At 62.0% G+C, this 16,120-nt stretch carries 13 protein-coding genes and 1 pseudogene; 1 reads left to right on the top strand and 13 read right to left on the bottom strand.

Going from position 1 to position 16,120, the window contains the following annotated elements; all coding sequences use genetic code 11:
• Window positions 1–2: 2 nt before the first annotated feature.
• The 7 genes from cysW to R6G97_RS10800 form a co-directional block, all read right to left on the bottom strand.
• Window positions 3–875 (bottom strand): sulfate ABC transporter permease subunit CysW, encoded by an 873-nt coding sequence (cysW, locus tag R6G97_RS10830; RefSeq protein WP_043211515.1) that lies wholly within the window; start codon window positions 873–875, stop codon window positions 3–5.
• Between the two features lie 13 nt (window positions 876–888).
• Window positions 889–1,707: a sulfate ABC transporter permease subunit CysT gene (gene cysT, locus R6G97_RS10825; protein WP_043211517.1), complete on the bottom strand. Its 819-nt coding sequence runs from the start codon at window positions 1,705–1,707 to the stop codon at window positions 889–891.
• Window positions 1,708–1,820: 113 nt separating this feature from the next.
• A complete protein-coding gene (locus tag R6G97_RS10820) occupies window positions 1,821–2,828 on the bottom strand; it encodes a sulfate ABC transporter substrate-binding protein (protein ID WP_043211519.1) in 1,008 nt (335 codons plus the stop codon).
• 48 nt (window positions 2,829–2,876) lie between these two features.
• Window positions 2,877–3,059, bottom strand: coding sequence for a sulfur starvation response protein OscA (gene oscA / locus R6G97_RS10815; protein WP_043211521.1), 183 nt, complete (start codon window positions 3,057–3,059; stop codon window positions 2,877–2,879).
• Between the two features lie 198 nt (window positions 3,060–3,257).
• Entirely contained in the window at window positions 3,258–6,311 is a 3,054-nt protein-coding gene (locus R6G97_RS10810; RefSeq protein ID WP_317848085.1) for an efflux RND transporter permease subunit, read from the bottom strand.
• Window positions 6,308–7,375, bottom strand: coding sequence for an efflux RND transporter periplasmic adaptor subunit (locus tag R6G97_RS10805; RefSeq protein ID WP_043211525.1), 1,068 nt, complete (start codon window positions 7,373–7,375; stop codon window positions 6,308–6,310). The genes R6G97_RS10810 and R6G97_RS10805 overlap by 4 nt, the downstream gene beginning before the upstream one ends.
• A complete protein-coding gene (locus R6G97_RS10800) occupies window positions 7,372–8,460 on the bottom strand; it encodes an efflux RND transporter periplasmic adaptor subunit (protein WP_317848084.1) in 1,089 nt (362 codons plus the stop codon). Before R6G97_RS10800 ends, R6G97_RS10805 begins: the two co-directional genes overlap by 4 nt.
• A 165-nt stretch (window positions 8,461–8,625) precedes the next feature.
• On the opposite strand from R6G97_RS10800, the pseudogene R6G97_RS10795 reads away from it, so the two are divergent.
• Window positions 8,626–9,081: pseudogene (locus tag R6G97_RS10795) on the top strand (AAA family ATPase); the annotation flags it as partial.
• 117 nt (window positions 9,082–9,198) lie between these two features.
• Here R6G97_RS10795 and R6G97_RS10790 read toward each other — a convergent pair.
• From R6G97_RS10790 to R6G97_RS10765, 6 genes are all read right to left on the bottom strand, one after another.
• The gene (locus tag R6G97_RS10790) at window positions 9,199–10,092 is read right to left on the bottom strand and encodes an ABC transporter permease subunit (protein ID WP_043211529.1); all 894 of its coding nucleotides are present in this window, start codon (window positions 10,090–10,092) and stop codon (window positions 9,199–9,201) included.
• On the bottom strand, window positions 10,089–11,009 hold the full coding sequence (locus R6G97_RS10785; protein WP_043211531.1) for an ABC transporter permease subunit: 921 nt from the start codon (window positions 11,007–11,009) through the stop codon (window positions 10,089–10,091). The genes R6G97_RS10790 and R6G97_RS10785 overlap by 4 nt, the downstream gene beginning before the upstream one ends.
• A complete protein-coding gene (gene potA / locus R6G97_RS10780; protein WP_043211532.1) occupies window positions 11,006–12,148 on the bottom strand; it encodes a polyamine ABC transporter ATP-binding protein in 1,143 nt (380 codons plus the stop codon). The genes R6G97_RS10785 and potA overlap by 4 nt, the downstream gene beginning before the upstream one ends.
• Before the next feature lie 71 nt (window positions 12,149–12,219).
• Complete coding sequence (locus tag R6G97_RS10775; RefSeq protein WP_043211534.1) at window positions 12,220–13,314, bottom strand: polyamine ABC transporter substrate-binding protein; 1,095 nt, start codon at window positions 13,312–13,314, stop codon at window positions 12,220–12,222.
• A 160-nt stretch (window positions 13,315–13,474) separates the two neighbouring features.
• Entirely contained in the window at window positions 13,475–14,572 is a 1,098-nt protein-coding gene (locus R6G97_RS10770; protein ID WP_043211536.1) for a polyamine ABC transporter substrate-binding protein, read from the bottom strand.
• A 169-nt stretch (window positions 14,573–14,741) separates the two neighbouring features.
• On the bottom strand, window positions 14,742–16,103 hold the full coding sequence (locus R6G97_RS10765) for an aspartate aminotransferase family protein (RefSeq protein WP_317848083.1): 1,362 nt from the start codon (window positions 16,101–16,103) through the stop codon (window positions 14,742–14,744).
• Between the last annotated feature and the right edge of the window lie 17 nt (window positions 16,104–16,120).

Genomic DNA, 16,120 nt, shown 5'->3' with positions numbered 1-16,120 from the left:
AATCATTCCTCCGCGGCGCTGTGGCGCAGGCGGTTAATACGGTTCTCGCTCCACTGCTTGAGCAGCAGGATGAAGAGCGCCAGGATCAGCAGCAGGCTGGCCACGCTGAAGGCCGCGACATGGTTGTACTCGTTGTAGAGGATCTCCACGTGCAGCGGCAAGGTATTGGTGACGCCACGGATATGCCCGGACACCACCGACACGGCGCCGAACTCACCCATGGCCCGCGCGGTGCACAGCACCACGCCGTAGATCAGGCCCCATTTGATGTTCGGCAGCGTCACGTGCCAGAACATCTGCCAGCCGTTGGCGCCGAGCAGGCGCGCGGCCTCCTCCTCCTGCGTGCCCTGTTCCTGCATCAGCGGGATCAGCTCTCGGGCCACGAAAGGCACAGTCACGAAGATGGTCGCCAGCACGATGCCCGGCAGGGCGAACACGATCTGGATGTCGTGGTCCTGCAGCCAGGGGCCGAACAGCCCCTGGGCACCGAACATCAACACATAGACCAGACCGGCGATCACCGGCGAAACCGAGAACGGCAGGTCGATCAGGGTCACCAGCAGGCTCTTGCCGCGGAAGGTGTACTTGCTCACGCACCAGGCGGCGCTGACGCCGAACACCAGGTTCAGCGGCACCGAGATGATCACCGCGAACAGGGTGAGCTTCAGCGCCGACAGGGCGTCGGGCTCGAAGATGGCTTCGAAGAACGTGCCAAAGCCATTCTTCAGGGCCTGGGACACGACGATGAACAGCGGCAGCAGCAAGAACAGCGCGAACACCAGCCAGGCCAGGGCAATCAGCACACGCCTTGAGGTGGCACTGCCACGGCGGGCGGCGTTGGCGGCGGCCGCTGCGCCAAGGGATGACGAAGACATTACCGGGCCTCCTTCAAGGGGTTTCGATGCGCCGCTGCAACAGGTTGATCAGCAGCAGCAGGATGAAGGAAACCACCAGCATCAGCACGCCAATGGCGGTGGCACCGGTGTAATCGTACTGGTCGAGCTTGACCATGATCAGCAACGGCAAGATCTCGGTCTTCATCGGCATGTTGCCGGCGATGAAGATCACCGAACCATACTCGCCTACGCCCCGGGCGAACGCCAGGGCGAAGCCGGTCAGCCAGGCCGGCAGCAACGCCGGGGCCAACACGTGGCGGAACACCTGCAGCGGCTTGGCACCCAGGCAGGCAGCGGCCTCTTCGACTTCACGCGGAATATCGGCCAGCACCGGCTGCACCGTGCGCACCACGAACGGCAGGGTGACGAAGGTCAGCGCCAGGGTAATGCCCAGTGGGGTGTAGGCGATCTTGAAGCCCAGGTCGGTCGCGAACTGCCCAACCCAGCCGGCCGGCGCATACAAGGCGGTCAAGGCGATACCCGCCACAGCGGTGGGCAAAGCGAACGGCAGGTCGATCATCGCATCGATGATCTTGCGACCGGGAAAGCTGTAGCGCACCAGCACCCAGGCCAGCAGGGTGCCGATCACACCATTGATGAGGGCGGCGAACAGGGCGGTGCCGAAGCTCAGCTTGAGCGCGGCCAGAACCCGCGGAGCGCTGACGATACTCCAGAACTGTTCCCAGGTGAGCTGCGCGGCATGCACGAACATGGCGGCCAGCGGTATGAGCACAATCAGGCTGAGATACACCAAGGTGTAGCCCAGTGTCAGCCCGAAGCCGGGTATGACGGGGGAAATACGACGTGACATAAAGTTCCCTGGTTGAACGCACGAAGCCCGGGCGTGATCCCGGGCTGGTGCAGGCTACTGAAGGGTGTTGCTTTTCGGGGCCTCACCGCGGCCCCGCAAGTTTTCATGGCCGATCACTGTGCCTGATAAATCTGATCGAACACACCACCATCGTTAAAGAACTTGGGCTGTGCAGTTTTCCAGCCACCGAAGTCCTTGTCGATGGTCACCAGCTCCAGTTTCGGGAACTGCTTGCCGAACTCGGCAGCGACCTTTTCGTCACGCGGGCGGTAGAAGTTCTCGGCGGCAATCTTCTGGCCGGCCGGGCTGTACAGGTGCTTGAGGTACTCGGTGGCGATCTCGGTGTTGCCTTTCTTCTCGGCGTTCTTGTCGACCACCGCTACCGGTGGCTCGGCGAGGATCGACAGGGACGGCACGACGATCTCGAACTTGTCGCTGCCGCCGTCTTCCTTCAGGGCCAGGAACGCTTCGTTCTCCCACGCCAGCAGTACATCGCCCTGGCCGTTGTTGACGAAGGTGATGGTCGAGCCACGGGCGCCGGTATCGAGCACCGGCACGTGCTTGAACAGCTCTTGCACGTACGCCTTGGCTTTGTCTTCGCTGCCGCCGGTCTTCAGACCATAGGCCCAGGCGGCGAGGAAGTTCCAGCGGGCGCCGCCGGAGGTCTTGGGATTGGGGGTGATGACCGAGACGTCCTTCTTGATCAGGTCGCCCCAGTCCTTGATGCCCTTGGGGTTACCCTTGCGCACCAGGAACACGATGGTGGACGTGTAGGGCGTGCTGGCCTCAGGCAGGCGTTTCTGCCAGTCCTGCGGCAGGCTCTTGCCGAGCTTGGCCACTTCATCGATGTCGCCGGCCAGGGCCAGGGTCACCACGTCCGCGCGCAGGCCATCGATCACCGCACGGGCCTGCTTGCCCGAGCCGCCATGGGATTGCTGGATCTTCACCTTGTCGCCGGGATGAGCGGCCTGCCAGTGCTTGATGAACTCGGCGTTGTACTGCTGGTACAGCTCGCGGGTCGGGTCGTAGGACACGTTCAGCAGTTCGTAGTCCTTGGCGATCGCGGAACCGGCAAAAACGGCACTGGCCAGAGCGGCAAGCGCATAACGGCGGATGGACATGGTGAAGCTCCCGATTGGCATTTTTCTAGTTTGTTAGAGGGGGCGGTATCAGCCGGACTTGTTGCCTGGCTGCTGGAGGCGGAATTTTTCCTTGCGCTCGATCTGCACGACCTGGGCGTTGTGCACGGTGATCTCCACCGCACCGAAGCGCAGATCGCGCAGCGCGCTCTGGATTTCACGCAGAATGGTGGTTTCGTCCTGACCGTCGATGCTACGCACAGATGCACTCATGCTCGTTCTCCTTGGGTATGAAGTGCCGGGCAGAGGAAGGTGATTGCGCCTGGCTTGAGGGCAATCTTAGAGACGTGTATTTATTCTGAAAAATACTGTTTAAGAATTTTTATATAACTAAAATTCCGCGCCGATTTCGAAGGTGGCAACGGGTCTGTGGGAGCGGATCTACCCGCTCCCACAGACCCGTTGCGTGCCCTAACGTTGTGTCTGCGGCTCGCGGATCTTGTACCAGGCCACATAGAGCGCCGGCAGGAACAACAGCGTCAGCAGCGTTGCACTGATGATGCCGCCGATCATCGCGTAGGCCATCGGCCCCCAGAACACTTCCCGAGCGATCGGGATCATGCCAAGGCTCGCCGCCGCCGCGGTCAGCAGGATCGGTCGGCGGCGGTGGTTGGTCGCCTCCACGACGGCATCCCAGGGCGAGAACCCTTGCGCCTCGAATTCGTCGATCTGAGTCACCAGGATCACCGAGTTGCGGATGATGATGCCGGCCAGGGCCAGGATACCGAGAATGGCCACGAAGCCCATGGGCGTGCCGGTGGGCACCAGCGCCAGCACCACGCCGATCAGCCCCAGTGGCGCCACGCTGACCACCAGGAACAGCTTCTGCACGCTGTGCAGCTGGATCATCAGGAAGGTCGCCATGAGGAACAGCATCAGCGGAATGACCTTGCGGATCGGCCCTTGGGCTTTGGCGCTTTCTTCCACCGTACCGCCGGTGGCCACTTCATAGCCGACCGGCAGCTTGTCGATGAACTGGTCGATTTCAGGCTTGAGCTGGGCCACCAGGTCGGTGGGCTGGATGTCGCCGTTGACCGAGGCCTTGATGGTGATGGTTGGCTTGCGGTCGCGGCGCCATACCAGGGGCTGTTCCAGCTCGTAGCGCACGGTGGCGAAGGCCAGCAGCGGGATCGAGGTGCCGTTGGGGGTGAGGATCTGCAGGTTCTGCAGAGTATCGGGCGAGCCACGCTCGCTGTCTTCGGCACGGGCGACCACGTTGATCAGGTAGATGTTGTCGTTGACCTGGGTGATCGGCGTGCCGCTGACGATGCTGTTCATCACGTTGGCCACGTCCTCGGACGACAGCCCCAACTGGCGCGCCTTGTCCTGGGCGATCTCCACGCGCAGCACCTTACCGGGCTCGTTCCAGTCGTAGATCATCTCGCCGATGTGCTCGTTGGCGTCGAGCAGGGTGGCAAGCTCGATCGCATGCTTGCGCACCTGGTCGATGTCCTTGCCACTGACCCGGTACTGGATCGGACGTCCCACCGGCGGGCCCATTTCCAGCGACTGGACGTTGGTACCGATGCCCACGAACTCTTCGCGCAGGATCTTCTCCAGGCGCTTCATCATGCCCTGGCGCTCTTCGAAGCCCTTGCTGACGATTACCAGCTGCGCGTAGTAGGGGTTCTGCAATTGCGCATCCAGCGGTAGGTAGAAGCGAATCGCCCCCTGGCCGATGTAGGTGCTCCAGCGCACCAGGTCCGGGTCGTCCTTGATCCTGGCCTCGAACCGGTCGACGACCTTGCGGGTTTCCTCGATCGACGCGTTCTGGGGCAGGTTCAGGTCGACCAGGATCTCGGGGCGGTCGGACGAAGGGAAGAACTGGTTCTGCACGAAGCGCTCGCAGATCAGCGCCAGGACAAACAGCAACACCGTGCCGATGATGGTCAGCCAGCGATGACGCATGCACCACAGCAGGCTGTGCTCGAACGCCCGTCCCACGCGGCCAGGCTCGGCCTCATGGGCCTTGAGCTTGCTGCTGCTCAGGATATGCACGCCCAGCACAGGCGCGAAGAACACCGCCACCACCCACGACACCAGCAACGCCACCGCGATGACGGCGAACAAGGTGTAGGTGTATTCACCCGCAGAGCTGGCGTTGAGCCCGATCGGCACGAAACCGGCCACGGTCACCAGCGTGCCGGTAAGCATGGGGAAGGCTGTGGAGGTGTAGGCGAATGTCGCCGCCTGCTCCTTGCTTTCGCCCATCTCCAGCCGCGTGACCATGACCTCCACCGTGATCATCGCATCATCCACCAGCAGGCCCAGGGCGATGATCAGCGCTCCGAGGGAGATCCGCTGCATGGTGATGCCGCTGTATTCCATGAACACGAACACCATGGCCAGCACCAACGGGATCGAGCACGCCACCACCAGACCTGCGCGCACGCCCAGGCTGACGAAGCTCACACCCAGCACGATCACCACCGCCTCGAACAGCGCACTGGTGAAGCCGCCTACCGCCTGCTTGACCACCACGGCCTGGTCGGACACGGTGTGCACGCCCACGCCCACCGGCAGGTCGGCGACGACGCTGTCCATCTTCTTCTTCAGCGCGGCGCCAAACACTTGGATGTTGCCACCGGCCTTCATGCCGATCGCAAGGCCGATGGCCGTCTGGCCGTTGTAACGGAACATTGGCGAAGGTGGATCGACATAGCCACGTTCGATATCGGCGATATCCGCGAGGCGGAAGAAGCGGTCGTTGATCCGCAGGTTGACGGTCTGCAGGTCCTTTTCCGAGACGAATTGCCCGGTCGTACGCACCGAGATGCGCTCGGGGCCCGCTTCGATCACGCCCGCCGGGGTGACCGCGTTCTGCGATTGCAAAGCCTGCATCACCTGGCGCTGGTCGATGCCCAGGGCCGCCAGCTTGCGGGTGGAGAAGTTCAGGTAGAGCACTTCGTCCTGGGTGCCGATCAGCTCGATCTTGCCGATGTTGGGCACATCGCGCACTTCGGCCCGCGCCACTTCCACGTAGTCGCGCAGCTGGCGCAAGGTCAGGCCATCGGCTGTAAAGGCATAGATCGAACCGAACACATCGCCGAATTCGTCGTTGAAGGCAGGGCCCTGGATGCCCGAGGGGAACTGGCCGCGGATATCCTGGATCTTCTTGCGCACCTGGTACCAGATTTCCGGGATGTCCTTGGCCTTGGTGGTGTCGCGCAGGTAGACATAGACAGTGGATTCACCAGGGCGGGTATAGCTCTTGGTGTAATCGAGCGAGTCGAGCTCCTCGAGCTTCTTTTCGATGCGGTCGGTGACCTGATACAGCGTCTCGTCCTGGGTCGCCCCTGGCCAGCGGGTCTGGATCACCATGGTCTTGATGGTGAAGGACGGGTCTTCCTCACGTCCTAGGTTGAAATACGAAAAAATCCCCATCAGCAGCCCGACGAACATCAGGTACCAGACGAACGATTGGTGCCTGAGCGCCCACTCGGACAGGTTGAAGCTTCCTTTCATTGCGCGTCCTCATCGAATGCGACCTTCTGGCCCGGCTTGAGGCTGTTCACGCCGGCTGTGACCACCCGCTCGCCTGGCTGAACGCCGGACGTCAGGACGATGCTGTCCTGCGTGCGCTCGATCAGGGCTACGTCACGGATGGCCACGGTCTTCTGTTTCGGGTCGATCACCCACACCTGGGTCTTGCCGTCGCGTTCGAGCAAGGCGCTCAGCGGCAGCTGGCTGCGCGGCGAAACCGCGGAGCTCAACGTCACGCTGATGGCAGTGCCCAGGTGGAAGGCGGCCGGCGTGCTGGCCAGGGTCAGCCGCGCACGACGGGTTCGCGTCGTGGCATCGGCCTGGGGCTCCAGCTCGCGCAAAGTAGCGGTGGTGTTGATGGTGGGGTCCAGTTGCGAGGCGACGGTGAACGTCAGGCCTTTGTTCAGTTGCTCGGCCAGACCGATAGGCAGATCGATCACCGCTTCCTTGACGTCCGGACGGGCCAGCGTGACCACGGCCTGCCCGGCCGTCACCGTCTGCCCGGCCTCGGCCTGCCAGGCGGTGATGACGGCGGCGTGGTCGCTGCGCAGGGTGCTGTAGTCGAGCTGGTCACGGGCCTGACTCACTGCCGAACGGGCTTGTTCCAGTGCAGCGCCTGTGGTCTTGAGGTTGGTCTGGGCGATGTCCAATTGCGCCTGGGCGCCAACGCCTCGATCAAATAGTTGCTGTTGCCGTCGTGCATCGGCCTGGGCGTTGATCCACTGCGCTTGCACCTTGGCCAGGTCGCCTTCGGCAGCGCGCAGTTGGTTCTGCTGATCGGTCGGATCGAGGGTGGCCAGGGTATCGCCGGGCTTTACCTGGGCGCCGACGTCCAGCCAGCGCCGGGCGATACGCCCGGACACACGAAACCCCAGCGTGCTTTCGAAGCGGGCCTGGATACTGCCCGCAAAGCGCCCCAGCTGCGACTGTACCTGGGGTTCGACGGTCATCGACAACACCGGCCGGATCGGCTCGGGTGCTTGCTCCTCGCTGGAACAGGCGGCCAGCAGTAGGCTGGCCGGCAACACAAGCAGCACGCGCTTCATGGCGCCCCTCCCCCGTCCTTGGCGTCGACCTTGTGCACCTGCATGTTCGGGTGCAGCAATTGCCCACCACTGACCACGACGGTTTCACCACTTTTCAGGCCGCTGGCGACCACGATCTTGCCGGTCAGGTAACGTGTGACCTCGACCTTGCGCAATTCGACCTTGTCCCCCTCGCCCACCACCCAGACCGCCGGCTCGTGCAACGCTTTGGTCAAGGCCGACCAGGGCAGCTCGACACTCGGCCGCCCCTGGGCATTGGTGGTGGCAGTGACCGGCGCGCCCAGCTGCATACCGGGAGGTACGTTGCGCAGCCCTACCTTGACCTGCACCGTGCCACTCTGCGCGGAGACGGTCGGCGTGATTTCCCGGACAAACCCTTGCGCCTGGATCTTGGGATCGTCCAGCAGACTGACAATGACGCCTGCATCGCTCGGCGGCGCCACCAGCAGGGACTCATACACGTTGAACACCGCATCGCGGTCGCCGTCGCGGGCGAGGCTGAAGATCGGCATGGTCGCCTGCACCACCTGGCCGACTTCGGCCTGACGCTCGGTGATGACCCCGTCGGCCTCTGATACCAGCGCGGTATAACTCAACTGCTCCTGGGCATCGGCCAACTGCGCCTGGGCAGCCTTGAGCGCACTCTGGTCGCTGCGCAGCGACGCCTGGGCGGAGTCGTACTCGCTCTGGCTGGTGTAGCCCTTGGGCAGTAGCTTTTGCTGACGCACGAAGGCCGCGCTGGTCTGGGTGACACGCGCCTGGGCGGCGAATACTTCGGCCTTGGCCGAATCGACGTTGTTCTGCAGATCCTTGGGGTCCAGGCGCGCCAACACCTGGTTGGCTTTGACGTGATTGCCTACATCCACGCTACGGGAAATGATCTTGCCGCCGACCCTGAACGACAGGTCGGTCTGCACCCGCGCCTGGACATCGCCGGTCAGGGTCACCCTGGCGGCAAAATCGGTAGGTTTGACCTGGATTACACCCACCCTGGGGAGTTCAGCTTTCGACTCTTCCTTGCTACAGCCCGACAGCATGGACAGCAGCCCCAGGCAAACGACCATCAGCGGACGCGCTAACGTCATGCAGGCTCCTTGCTTGTGCCAATTGGATTGAGGGACGCGAGTGAAAGCGTAGATCAGGCACGGACAACTGGCACTGACTCAGATCCATCAAAACTTCTGCACGCAGAATCGGGGATACTGCCGCTTCACAGGACAAGGAAAAGGCCCATGCTCAACACCCTGGCCATTGCCATCGGTGACTTCGGCGCCTTGCAGCAAGCCATCGGCGACGCTTTCCCTGGGGCTCATCTGAAAATCGATGCGCAGCCCGGGGGCTTGTTCAGCCTGCGTTTTCACCAAGCCGGGCTGCTGCGCCCGTTGAGCGCCGCGGAACTGTCCGACGGCACCCTGCGCTATCTGCTGCTGGTGGCCGCCCTGCTGACGCCCAGGCCGCCGAGCATGATGGTGCTCAACGAGCCGGAAACCAGCTTGCACCCGGACCTGCTACCGGCCTTGGCGCGTTTGATCCGCCACGCTGCGCAGCATTGCCAAGTGTGGGTGGTCTCCCATGCTCCGCGCTTGGTGGCGGCGCTAGAAGAAGACGAAGCCTGTCACTCGATCCGCCTGGAAAAAGATCTCGGGCAGACGTTGATGGCTGGGCAGGGGATGCTCGATGAACCGGCCTGGAACTGGCCGGATTGAGCCTGGGGATGCGTCGCAGCCCTCGCGCGGCCCCGATGCGCTCCTGCAGGTATCGCATGCGATACCTGCAGGAGCTCGCGGAGCCTGCGAAGGGCCGCAAAGCGGCCCACGGATGGATCAGACCGACGCGGTAGCCTGAACCGGACGCTTGACCTGCGGCTGCGAAACATTCGCCGCAGCGCCCTCTTCGATGGCTTGCTGGATAGCCTTGCGACGACGCTCTTCGGCCTGGCGGCTGAAGTACCACACCAGGAAGGTCACCAGCGATACCGACAGCAGGATCAAGCTGGCCACGGCGTTGATTTCCGGCTTCACGCCAAGGCGCACAGCGGAGAACACTTCCATCGGCAAGGTGGTCGAACCTGGACCGGACACGAAACTGGCCAGTACCAGGTCATCCAGCGACAGGGCGAAGGACATCATGCCGCCCGCCGCCAGCGATGGCGCGATCATCGGGATGGTGATCAGGAAGAACACCTTCCACGGCTTGGCACCCAGGTCCATGGCAGCCTCTTCGATGGACAGGTCCAGCTCACGCAGGCGCGCCGACACCACCACCGCCACATAGGCTGCGCAGAAAGTGGTGTGAGCGATCCAGATGGTGACGATGCCACGCTCCTGCGGCCAGCCGATCATCTGCGCCATGGCCACGAACAGCAGCAGCAGCGACAGACCGGTGATCACCTCAGGCATCACCAGAGGCGCTGTTACCAGGCCACCGAACAGGGTACGGCCCTTGAAACGGGTCACCCGGGTCAGCACGAAGGCGGCCAGGGTACCCAACGCCACGGCGGCGATCGCCGTGTAGCAGGCGATCTCCAGCGAGCGCATCACCGAGCCCATCAACTGACTGTTGTCCAGCAGGCCGACGTACCACTTCACCGACCAGCCGCCCCAGACCGTCACAAGCTTGGAGGCGTTGAACGAGTAGATCACCAGGATCAGCATCGGCAGGTAGATGAACAGCAAGCCGAGCACCAGCATCAGCTTGGAGAAACCGAAGCGCTTCATGCTCTGCCCTCCATTTCTTTGGCCTGGCTGCGGTTGAACAGCAGGATGGGCACGATCAGGATCGCCAGCATCACCACCGCCAGGGCGGATGCCACCGGCCAGTCACGGTTGTTGAAGAACTCCTGCCACAGCACCTTGCCGATCATCAGGGTTTCCGGGCCGCCGAGCAGTTCAGGAATCACGAACTCGCCCACCACCGGGATGAACACCAGCATGCAGCCGGCGATGATGCCGTTCTTCGACAGCGGCACAGTGATCTTCCAGAAGCTGTTGAAGGTGCTCGAACCCAGGTCGCTTGCGGCCTCGAGCAGGCTCGGGTCGTGCTTGACCAGGTTCGCGTACAACGGAAGGATCATGAACGGCAGGTACGAATAGACCACGCCGATGTACACCGCCAGGTTGGTGTTGAGGATCTGCAGCGGCTGGTCGATCAAGCCGATCCACAGCAGGAAGCTGTTGAGCAGGCCGTTATTGCTGAGGATGCCCATCCAGGCATAGACGCGGATCAGGATCGCGGTCCAGGTCGGCATCATGATCAGCAGCAGCAGGACCGTCTGGGTTTCCTTGCGGGCATTGGCGATGGCGTAGGCCATCGGGTAGCCGATCAGCAGGCACAGAAGGGTGCTGAAGAAGGCCATCTTCAGCGAGCCCAGATAGGCCGAGATGTACAGTTCATCCTCGGTCAACAGGCCGTAGTTGGCCAGGTTGAGCACCAGTTGGATCTTGTCCTCGACGTAGCTGTAGATCTCCGTGTAGGGCGGGATCGCCACGTCGGCTTCAGCGAAGCTGATCTTCAGGACGATGAAGAACGGCAGCATGAAGAACAGGAACAGCCAGATGAACGGCACGCCGATCACCAGATGGCGGCCCTCCGGGGTCACTTTGTTGAGTGCTCGCTTGAGCTTGCGAATGTTCATGAGCGCAATACCACGCCGCTGTCGTCTTCCCACCAGACGTACACTTCATCGCCCCAGGTCGGGCGGGTGCCCTGGCGCTCGGCGTTGGCGACGAAGGACTGGACCACTTTCCCGCTCGGCAGCTCCACGTAGAACACCGAATGACCACCCAGGTAGGCGATGTCATGGACCTTGCCACGCGACCAGTTGTACTGGCAGGTCGGCTGCTCGGAGGTCACCAGGAGTTTTTCCGGACGCAGGGCATAAGTGATGTGCTTGTCTTCGACCGAGGTGGTGACACCGTGGCCCACGTAGATATTGCGTTCGAGCTCAGGGCTTGCGATCAGCGCATGGCCTTCGGCGTCGTCGACCACTTCACCCTCGAACAGGTTGACGTTACCGATGAACTCGCAGACCAGGCGGCTGGTCGGGGTCTCGTACACATCCACCGGGCTGCCGATCTGGGCGATCCAGCCCAGGTGCATGATGGCGATGCGTTGGGCCATGGTCATGGCCTCTTCCTGGTCGTGGGTCACCATCACGCAGGTCACGCCGACCCGCTCGATGATTTCGACCAGCTCCAGTTGCATTTGCGAGCGCAGTTTCTTGTCCAGGGCGCCCATCGGTTCGTCCAGCAGCAGCAGCTTCGGACGCTTGGCCAACGAACGGGCCAGGGCCACACGCTGGCGCTGGCCGCCGGAAAGCTGGTGCGGCTTGCGCTTGGCGTACTGAGTCATGTGCACCAGCTTGAGCATCTCGGCCACGCGGGCGTCGATCTCGGCCTTGGGCATCTTGTCCTGCTGCAGGCCGAAGGCGATGTTCTGCGCCACGGTCATGTGCGGGAACAGCGCGTAGGACTGGAACATCATGTTGATCGGCCGCTCGTAGGGCGGCATGTCGGTGATGTCGACGCCATCGAGGAAGATCCGCCCTTCGGTCGGACGCTCGAAGCCGGCAAGCATACGCAGCAAGGTGGACTTGCCGGAGCCGGAGCCACCCAGCAGGGCGAAGATCTCACCCTTGCGGATTTCCAGGGACACATCGTCCACGGCTACCGTTTCGTCGAACTTTTTTGTGACCCGGTCGATTTTGACCAGCACCTGCTTGGGTTGCTGGCCACCCTCGAGGGCTTTTTTATAGGCACCGGAGGCAACTGCCATGAGTGAAACTCCCAACAAGATTTTTATGCCCACACGGCCTGTTTTGGCAGGAACGTAGAGGGTCTGGATGATTACTTGCCCGACTTGACCTTGGTCCAGCTACGGGTCATCAGACGTTGCACCTTCGGTGGCAACTCAGCATTGACGAACATCTTGTCCAGCACTTCCTGCGGAGGGTAGACCGCAGCGTCAGTCCTCACGGCCTGATCCATCAGGTCGCCAGCCCTGGGGTTCGGGTTGGCGTAACCGACATAATCGCTGACCTGAGCGATGACCTCAGGTTTCAGCAGATAGTTGATGAAGGCATGGGCCTCCTTGACGTTGCTGGCGTCCTTGGGAATCGCCAGCACATCGAACCAGAGGTTGCCGCCTTCTTTTGGAATGGCGTAGGCCAGTTTCACGCCCTTGCCGGCCTCTTCGGCGCGGGCCTTGGCCTGGAACACATCACCGGAGAATCCGGCGGCGACGCAGATATCGCCATTGGCCAGGTCAGTGATGTATTTCGAGGAATGGAAGTAGGTCACGTAGGGACGCACGGCCAGGAGTTTCTTTTCGGCCGCCTGGTAGTCCTTGGGATTGCTGCTGTTAGGGTCCAGGCCCATGTAGTTGAGCACGGCCGGCAGCATTTCGTCGGCCGAGTCCAGGAACGCCACGCCGCACTGGGAGAGCTTCTTCATGTTCTCGGGCTCGAAGAGCACAGCCCAGGAGTCGATCTTGTCGGTGCCCAGCACCGCCTTGACCTTCTCGACGTTGTAACCGATGCCGTTGGTGCCCCACAGATACGGCACGGCGTACTGGTTGCCCGGGTCATTGCGCTCGAGGCGCTTCATCAGAGCCGGGTCCAGGTTGGAATAATTCGGCAGCAGGCTGCGGTCGAGCTTCTGGAAGGCGCCCGCCTTGATCTGCTTGCCCAGGAAATGGTTGGACGGCACGACCACGTCATAGCCGGTGCGACCGGCGAGCAGCTTGCCTTCCAGGGTTTCGTTTGAATCGAAGACGTCGTACTTGGCCTCGATGCCGGTTGCCTTCTGGAAATCGGCGAGGGTCGTCGGGCCAATGTAGTCCGACCAGTTGTAGATATGCACCGTGGGCGCTGCTTGGACGCCGAATGCCAGCGTCAGACCCGCTCCAGCCATCATGGCCTTGCGAAATACGGAAATAGACAAGTGGATGGTCCTCACAATCAGTGCCTCTGGGTGACGGCGACGCTGCCGTACACGCAAAACCGGCGCGCAACTTACCTTTGCTGCATCGATGCCGCAAACAAAATTGCCTTACACGCCTTCCGGGCCGGGAAACCCCGGCCCAGAGGGCTTCGAGACGGGCTTACTTGCCCGACTTGATCTTGGTCCAGCTGCGAGTGATCTCACGCTGTGCCTTGGCACCCGGGTCGGCGATCGCGTACAGCTTTTTCTTCACGTCAGCTGGCGGGTAGATGCTCGGATCGCTGGTGATTTCCTTGTCTACCAGTGCAGTCGCAGCTTTGTTGCCGTTCGGGAAGCGCACGGCATTGGTGATGCCAGCCATGACTTCCGGTTGCATCAGGAAGTCCATGAACTTGTAGGCGGCTTCGACGTTTTCGGCATCCTTCGGAATGGCGACCATGTCGTAGAAGGTACCGGCGCCTTCCTTCGGAATGACGTAGCTCAGCTTGACCTTGTCGCCGGCTTCGTGGGCACGGGCCTTGGATTGCTCCAGGTCGCCCGAGTAGCCGACTGCCACGCAGATGTTGCCGTTGGCCAGGTCAGAGATGTACTTGGAGGAGTGGAAGTAGGTGATCGAAGGACGAATGCTCAGGAACAGCTCTTCGGCGGCCTTCAGGTCTTTCTTGTCGGTGCTGTTGGACGGTTTGCCCAGGTAGTGCAAGGCCGCCGGGATCATTTCGGTCGGTGCATCCAGGAAGCTCACGCCGCAGCTCTTGAGCTTGGCGATGTTCTCAGGCTTGAACACGGCGTCCCAAGAATCGATCTTGTCCACGCCCAGCGCGGCCTTGACCTTCTCCGGGTTGTAGCCGATGCCGATCGAGCCCCACATGTACGGGAAGGCATGCTTGTTGCCCGGGTCGCTGGCATCGCCCACGGCCTTGAGCAGGTCTTCGTCCAGGTTCTTCCAGTTCGGCAGCTTCGAGCGGTCCAGCTCCTGGTAGACACCTGCCTTGATCTGCTTGGCCAGGAAGTTGTTCGACGGCACGACCACGTCGTAGCCGGATTTGCCGGCCAGCAGCTTGGCTTCCAGGGTCTCGTTGCTGTCGAAAACGTCGTAGACGACCTTGATGCCGGTCTGCTTCTCGAAGTTGGCGATGGTGTCCGGTGCAATGTAGTCGGACCAGTTGTAGACGTGCAGCGTTTTGTCGTCAGCCTGAACAGCGGTAGCCATGGCACCCATCAGGGCCGCGGCCAGCAACGTCTTGCCCATTTTCTTCATGCGTAATGCTCCAGAATTTATTATCAAGCCATCTGTTCAGCAGCCAAGATCCCACGGTACAGCGCTGGGCGACTGAAACAGCCGCTAGTCTGGCAAGTTACAAGGCGCTGTTTCAAGGAAAGCAGGGCCCTGTAACCGCTTAATGTCGCTTTGCCAGCCTAGCAGACCGTCACTTGATCGCTTCGTACGTCAAGTCCAGGCACTTGCGCGCCTTTTCAATCAACTCATCGATCTCTGCGTGGCTGATCACCAAGGGCGGCGCGATGATCATGGTGTCGCCCACCGCACGCATCACCAGCCCGTTCTCGAAGCAGTGCGTACGGCAGATCATGCCGATGCCCTTGCCCTCGTGACGGGTGCGGGTCGCCTTGTCCTTGACCAGCTCGATCGCACCGAGCAGGCCCAGGCCGCGTACCTCGCCCACCAGTGGGTGGTCTTGCAGTTCACGCAAACGCTTTTGCAAATAAGGTGCCGTTTCGGTCCTGGCGCGCTCGACGATCTTCTCATCGCGCAGGATGCGCAGGTTTTCCAGGCCCACGGCAGCGGCCACCGGGTGGCCTGAGTAGGTAAAGCCGTGGTTGAAGTCGCCGCCTTCGCTGAGAACCTGGGCCACGGTGTCACGCACGATCACACCGCCCATGGGGATGTAACCGGAGGTCAGGCCCTTGGCGATGGTCATCAGGTCGGGTTCCAGACCGTAGTAGTCCGAGCCGAACCACTCGCCGGTACGGCCGAAGCCGCAGATCACTTCGTCGGCGACGAACAGAATGTCGTACTTGGCGAGGATCTCCTTGATCTTCGGCCAGTAGGTGTCCGGTGGAATGATTACCCCGCCCGCCCCCTGGATCGGCTCGGCGATGAACGCCGCGACGTTGTCTTCGCCCACTTCCAGGATTTTCTTTTCCAGTTGCTCGGCAGCCCATACCCCGAACGCATCAGGGGTCATGTCGCCGCCCTCACCGAACCAGTACGGCTGTGGAATGTGCACGATGCCCGGGATCGGCAGGCCGCCCTGCTCGTGCATGCCGCTCATGCCGCCGAGGCTTGCGCCAGCGACGGTGGAGCCGTGATAGCCGTTGATGCGGCCGATGATGGTCTGCTTGCCAGGCTTGCCCTTGAGCGCCCAGTAGTGGCGAACCATACGCAGCACGGTGTCGTTGCCTTCGGAGCCGGAACCGGTGAAGAACACATGGGTCATGCCCTTGGGCGCCACATCGGTGATCGCCTTGGCCAGTTCCAGGGCTGGCGGGTGAGCGGTCTGGAAGAACAGGTTGTAGTACGGCAGCTCTCGCATCTGTTTTTCCGCCGCCTGCACCAGTTCTTCACGGCCATAGCCTACGGCCACACACCACAGGCCGGCCATGCCGTCGAGGATCTTGTGACCCTCGCTGTCCCACAAATGCACGCCCTGGGCCTTGGTGATGATGCGCGGTCCTTTTTCCTTCAGCTGCTTGTAGTCGCTGAAAGGCGCCAGGTGGTGCTCACCGCTCAAGGTTTGCCATTCACGGGTTTGCGGGTTGTTGACGCTCATGTGCTTCTCCGTTATCC

Source organism: Pseudomonas sp. HTZ2 (genome assembly GCF_033173945.1).
GTDB classification, from domain to species: domain Bacteria; phylum Pseudomonadota; class Gammaproteobacteria; order Pseudomonadales; family Pseudomonadaceae; genus Aquipseudomonas; species Aquipseudomonas guariconensis.
This window is presented reverse-complemented; position numbering and strand designations above follow the sequence as displayed.

Bases quoted from the DNA above. Each gene is read 5' to 3' on its own strand.
- cysW (WP_043211515.1), bottom strand. From the start codon at position 875: ATGTCTTCGTCATCCCTTGGCGCAGCGGCCGCCGCCAACGCCGCCCGC.
- cysT (WP_043211517.1), bottom strand. From the start codon at position 1,707: ATGTCACGTCGTATTTCCCCCGTCATACCCGGCTTCGGGCTGACACTG.
- R6G97_RS10820 (WP_043211519.1), bottom strand. From the start codon at position 2,828: ATGTCCATCCGCCGTTATGCGCTTGCCGCTCTGGCCAGTGCCGTTTTT.
- oscA (WP_043211521.1), bottom strand. From the start codon at position 3,059: ATGAGTGCATCTGTGCGTAGCATCGACGGTCAGGACGAAACCACCATT.
- R6G97_RS10810 (WP_317848085.1), bottom strand. From the start codon at position 6,311: ATGAAAGGAAGCTTCAACCTGTCCGAGTGGGCGCTCAGGCACCAATCG.
- R6G97_RS10805 (WP_043211525.1), bottom strand. From the start codon at position 7,375: ATGAAGCGCGTGCTGCTTGTGTTGCCGGCCAGCCTACTGCTGGCCGCC.
- R6G97_RS10800 (WP_317848084.1), bottom strand. From the start codon at position 8,460: ATGACGTTAGCGCGTCCGCTGATGGTCGTTTGCCTGGGGCTGCTGTCC.
- R6G97_RS10790 (WP_043211529.1), bottom strand. From the start codon at position 10,092: ATGAAGCGCTTCGGTTTCTCCAAGCTGATGCTGGTGCTCGGCTTGCTG.
- R6G97_RS10785 (WP_043211531.1), bottom strand. From the start codon at position 11,009: ATGAACATTCGCAAGCTCAAGCGAGCACTCAACAAAGTGACCCCGGAG.
- potA (WP_043211532.1), bottom strand. From the start codon at position 12,148: ATGGCAGTTGCCTCCGGTGCCTATAAAAAAGCCCTCGAGGGTGGCCAG.
- R6G97_RS10770 (WP_043211536.1), bottom strand. From the start codon at position 14,572: ATGAAGAAAATGGGCAAGACGTTGCTGGCCGCGGCCCTGATGGGTGCC.
- R6G97_RS10765 (WP_317848083.1), bottom strand. From the start codon at position 16,103: ATGAGCGTCAACAACCCGCAAACCCGTGAATGGCAAACCTTGAGCGGT.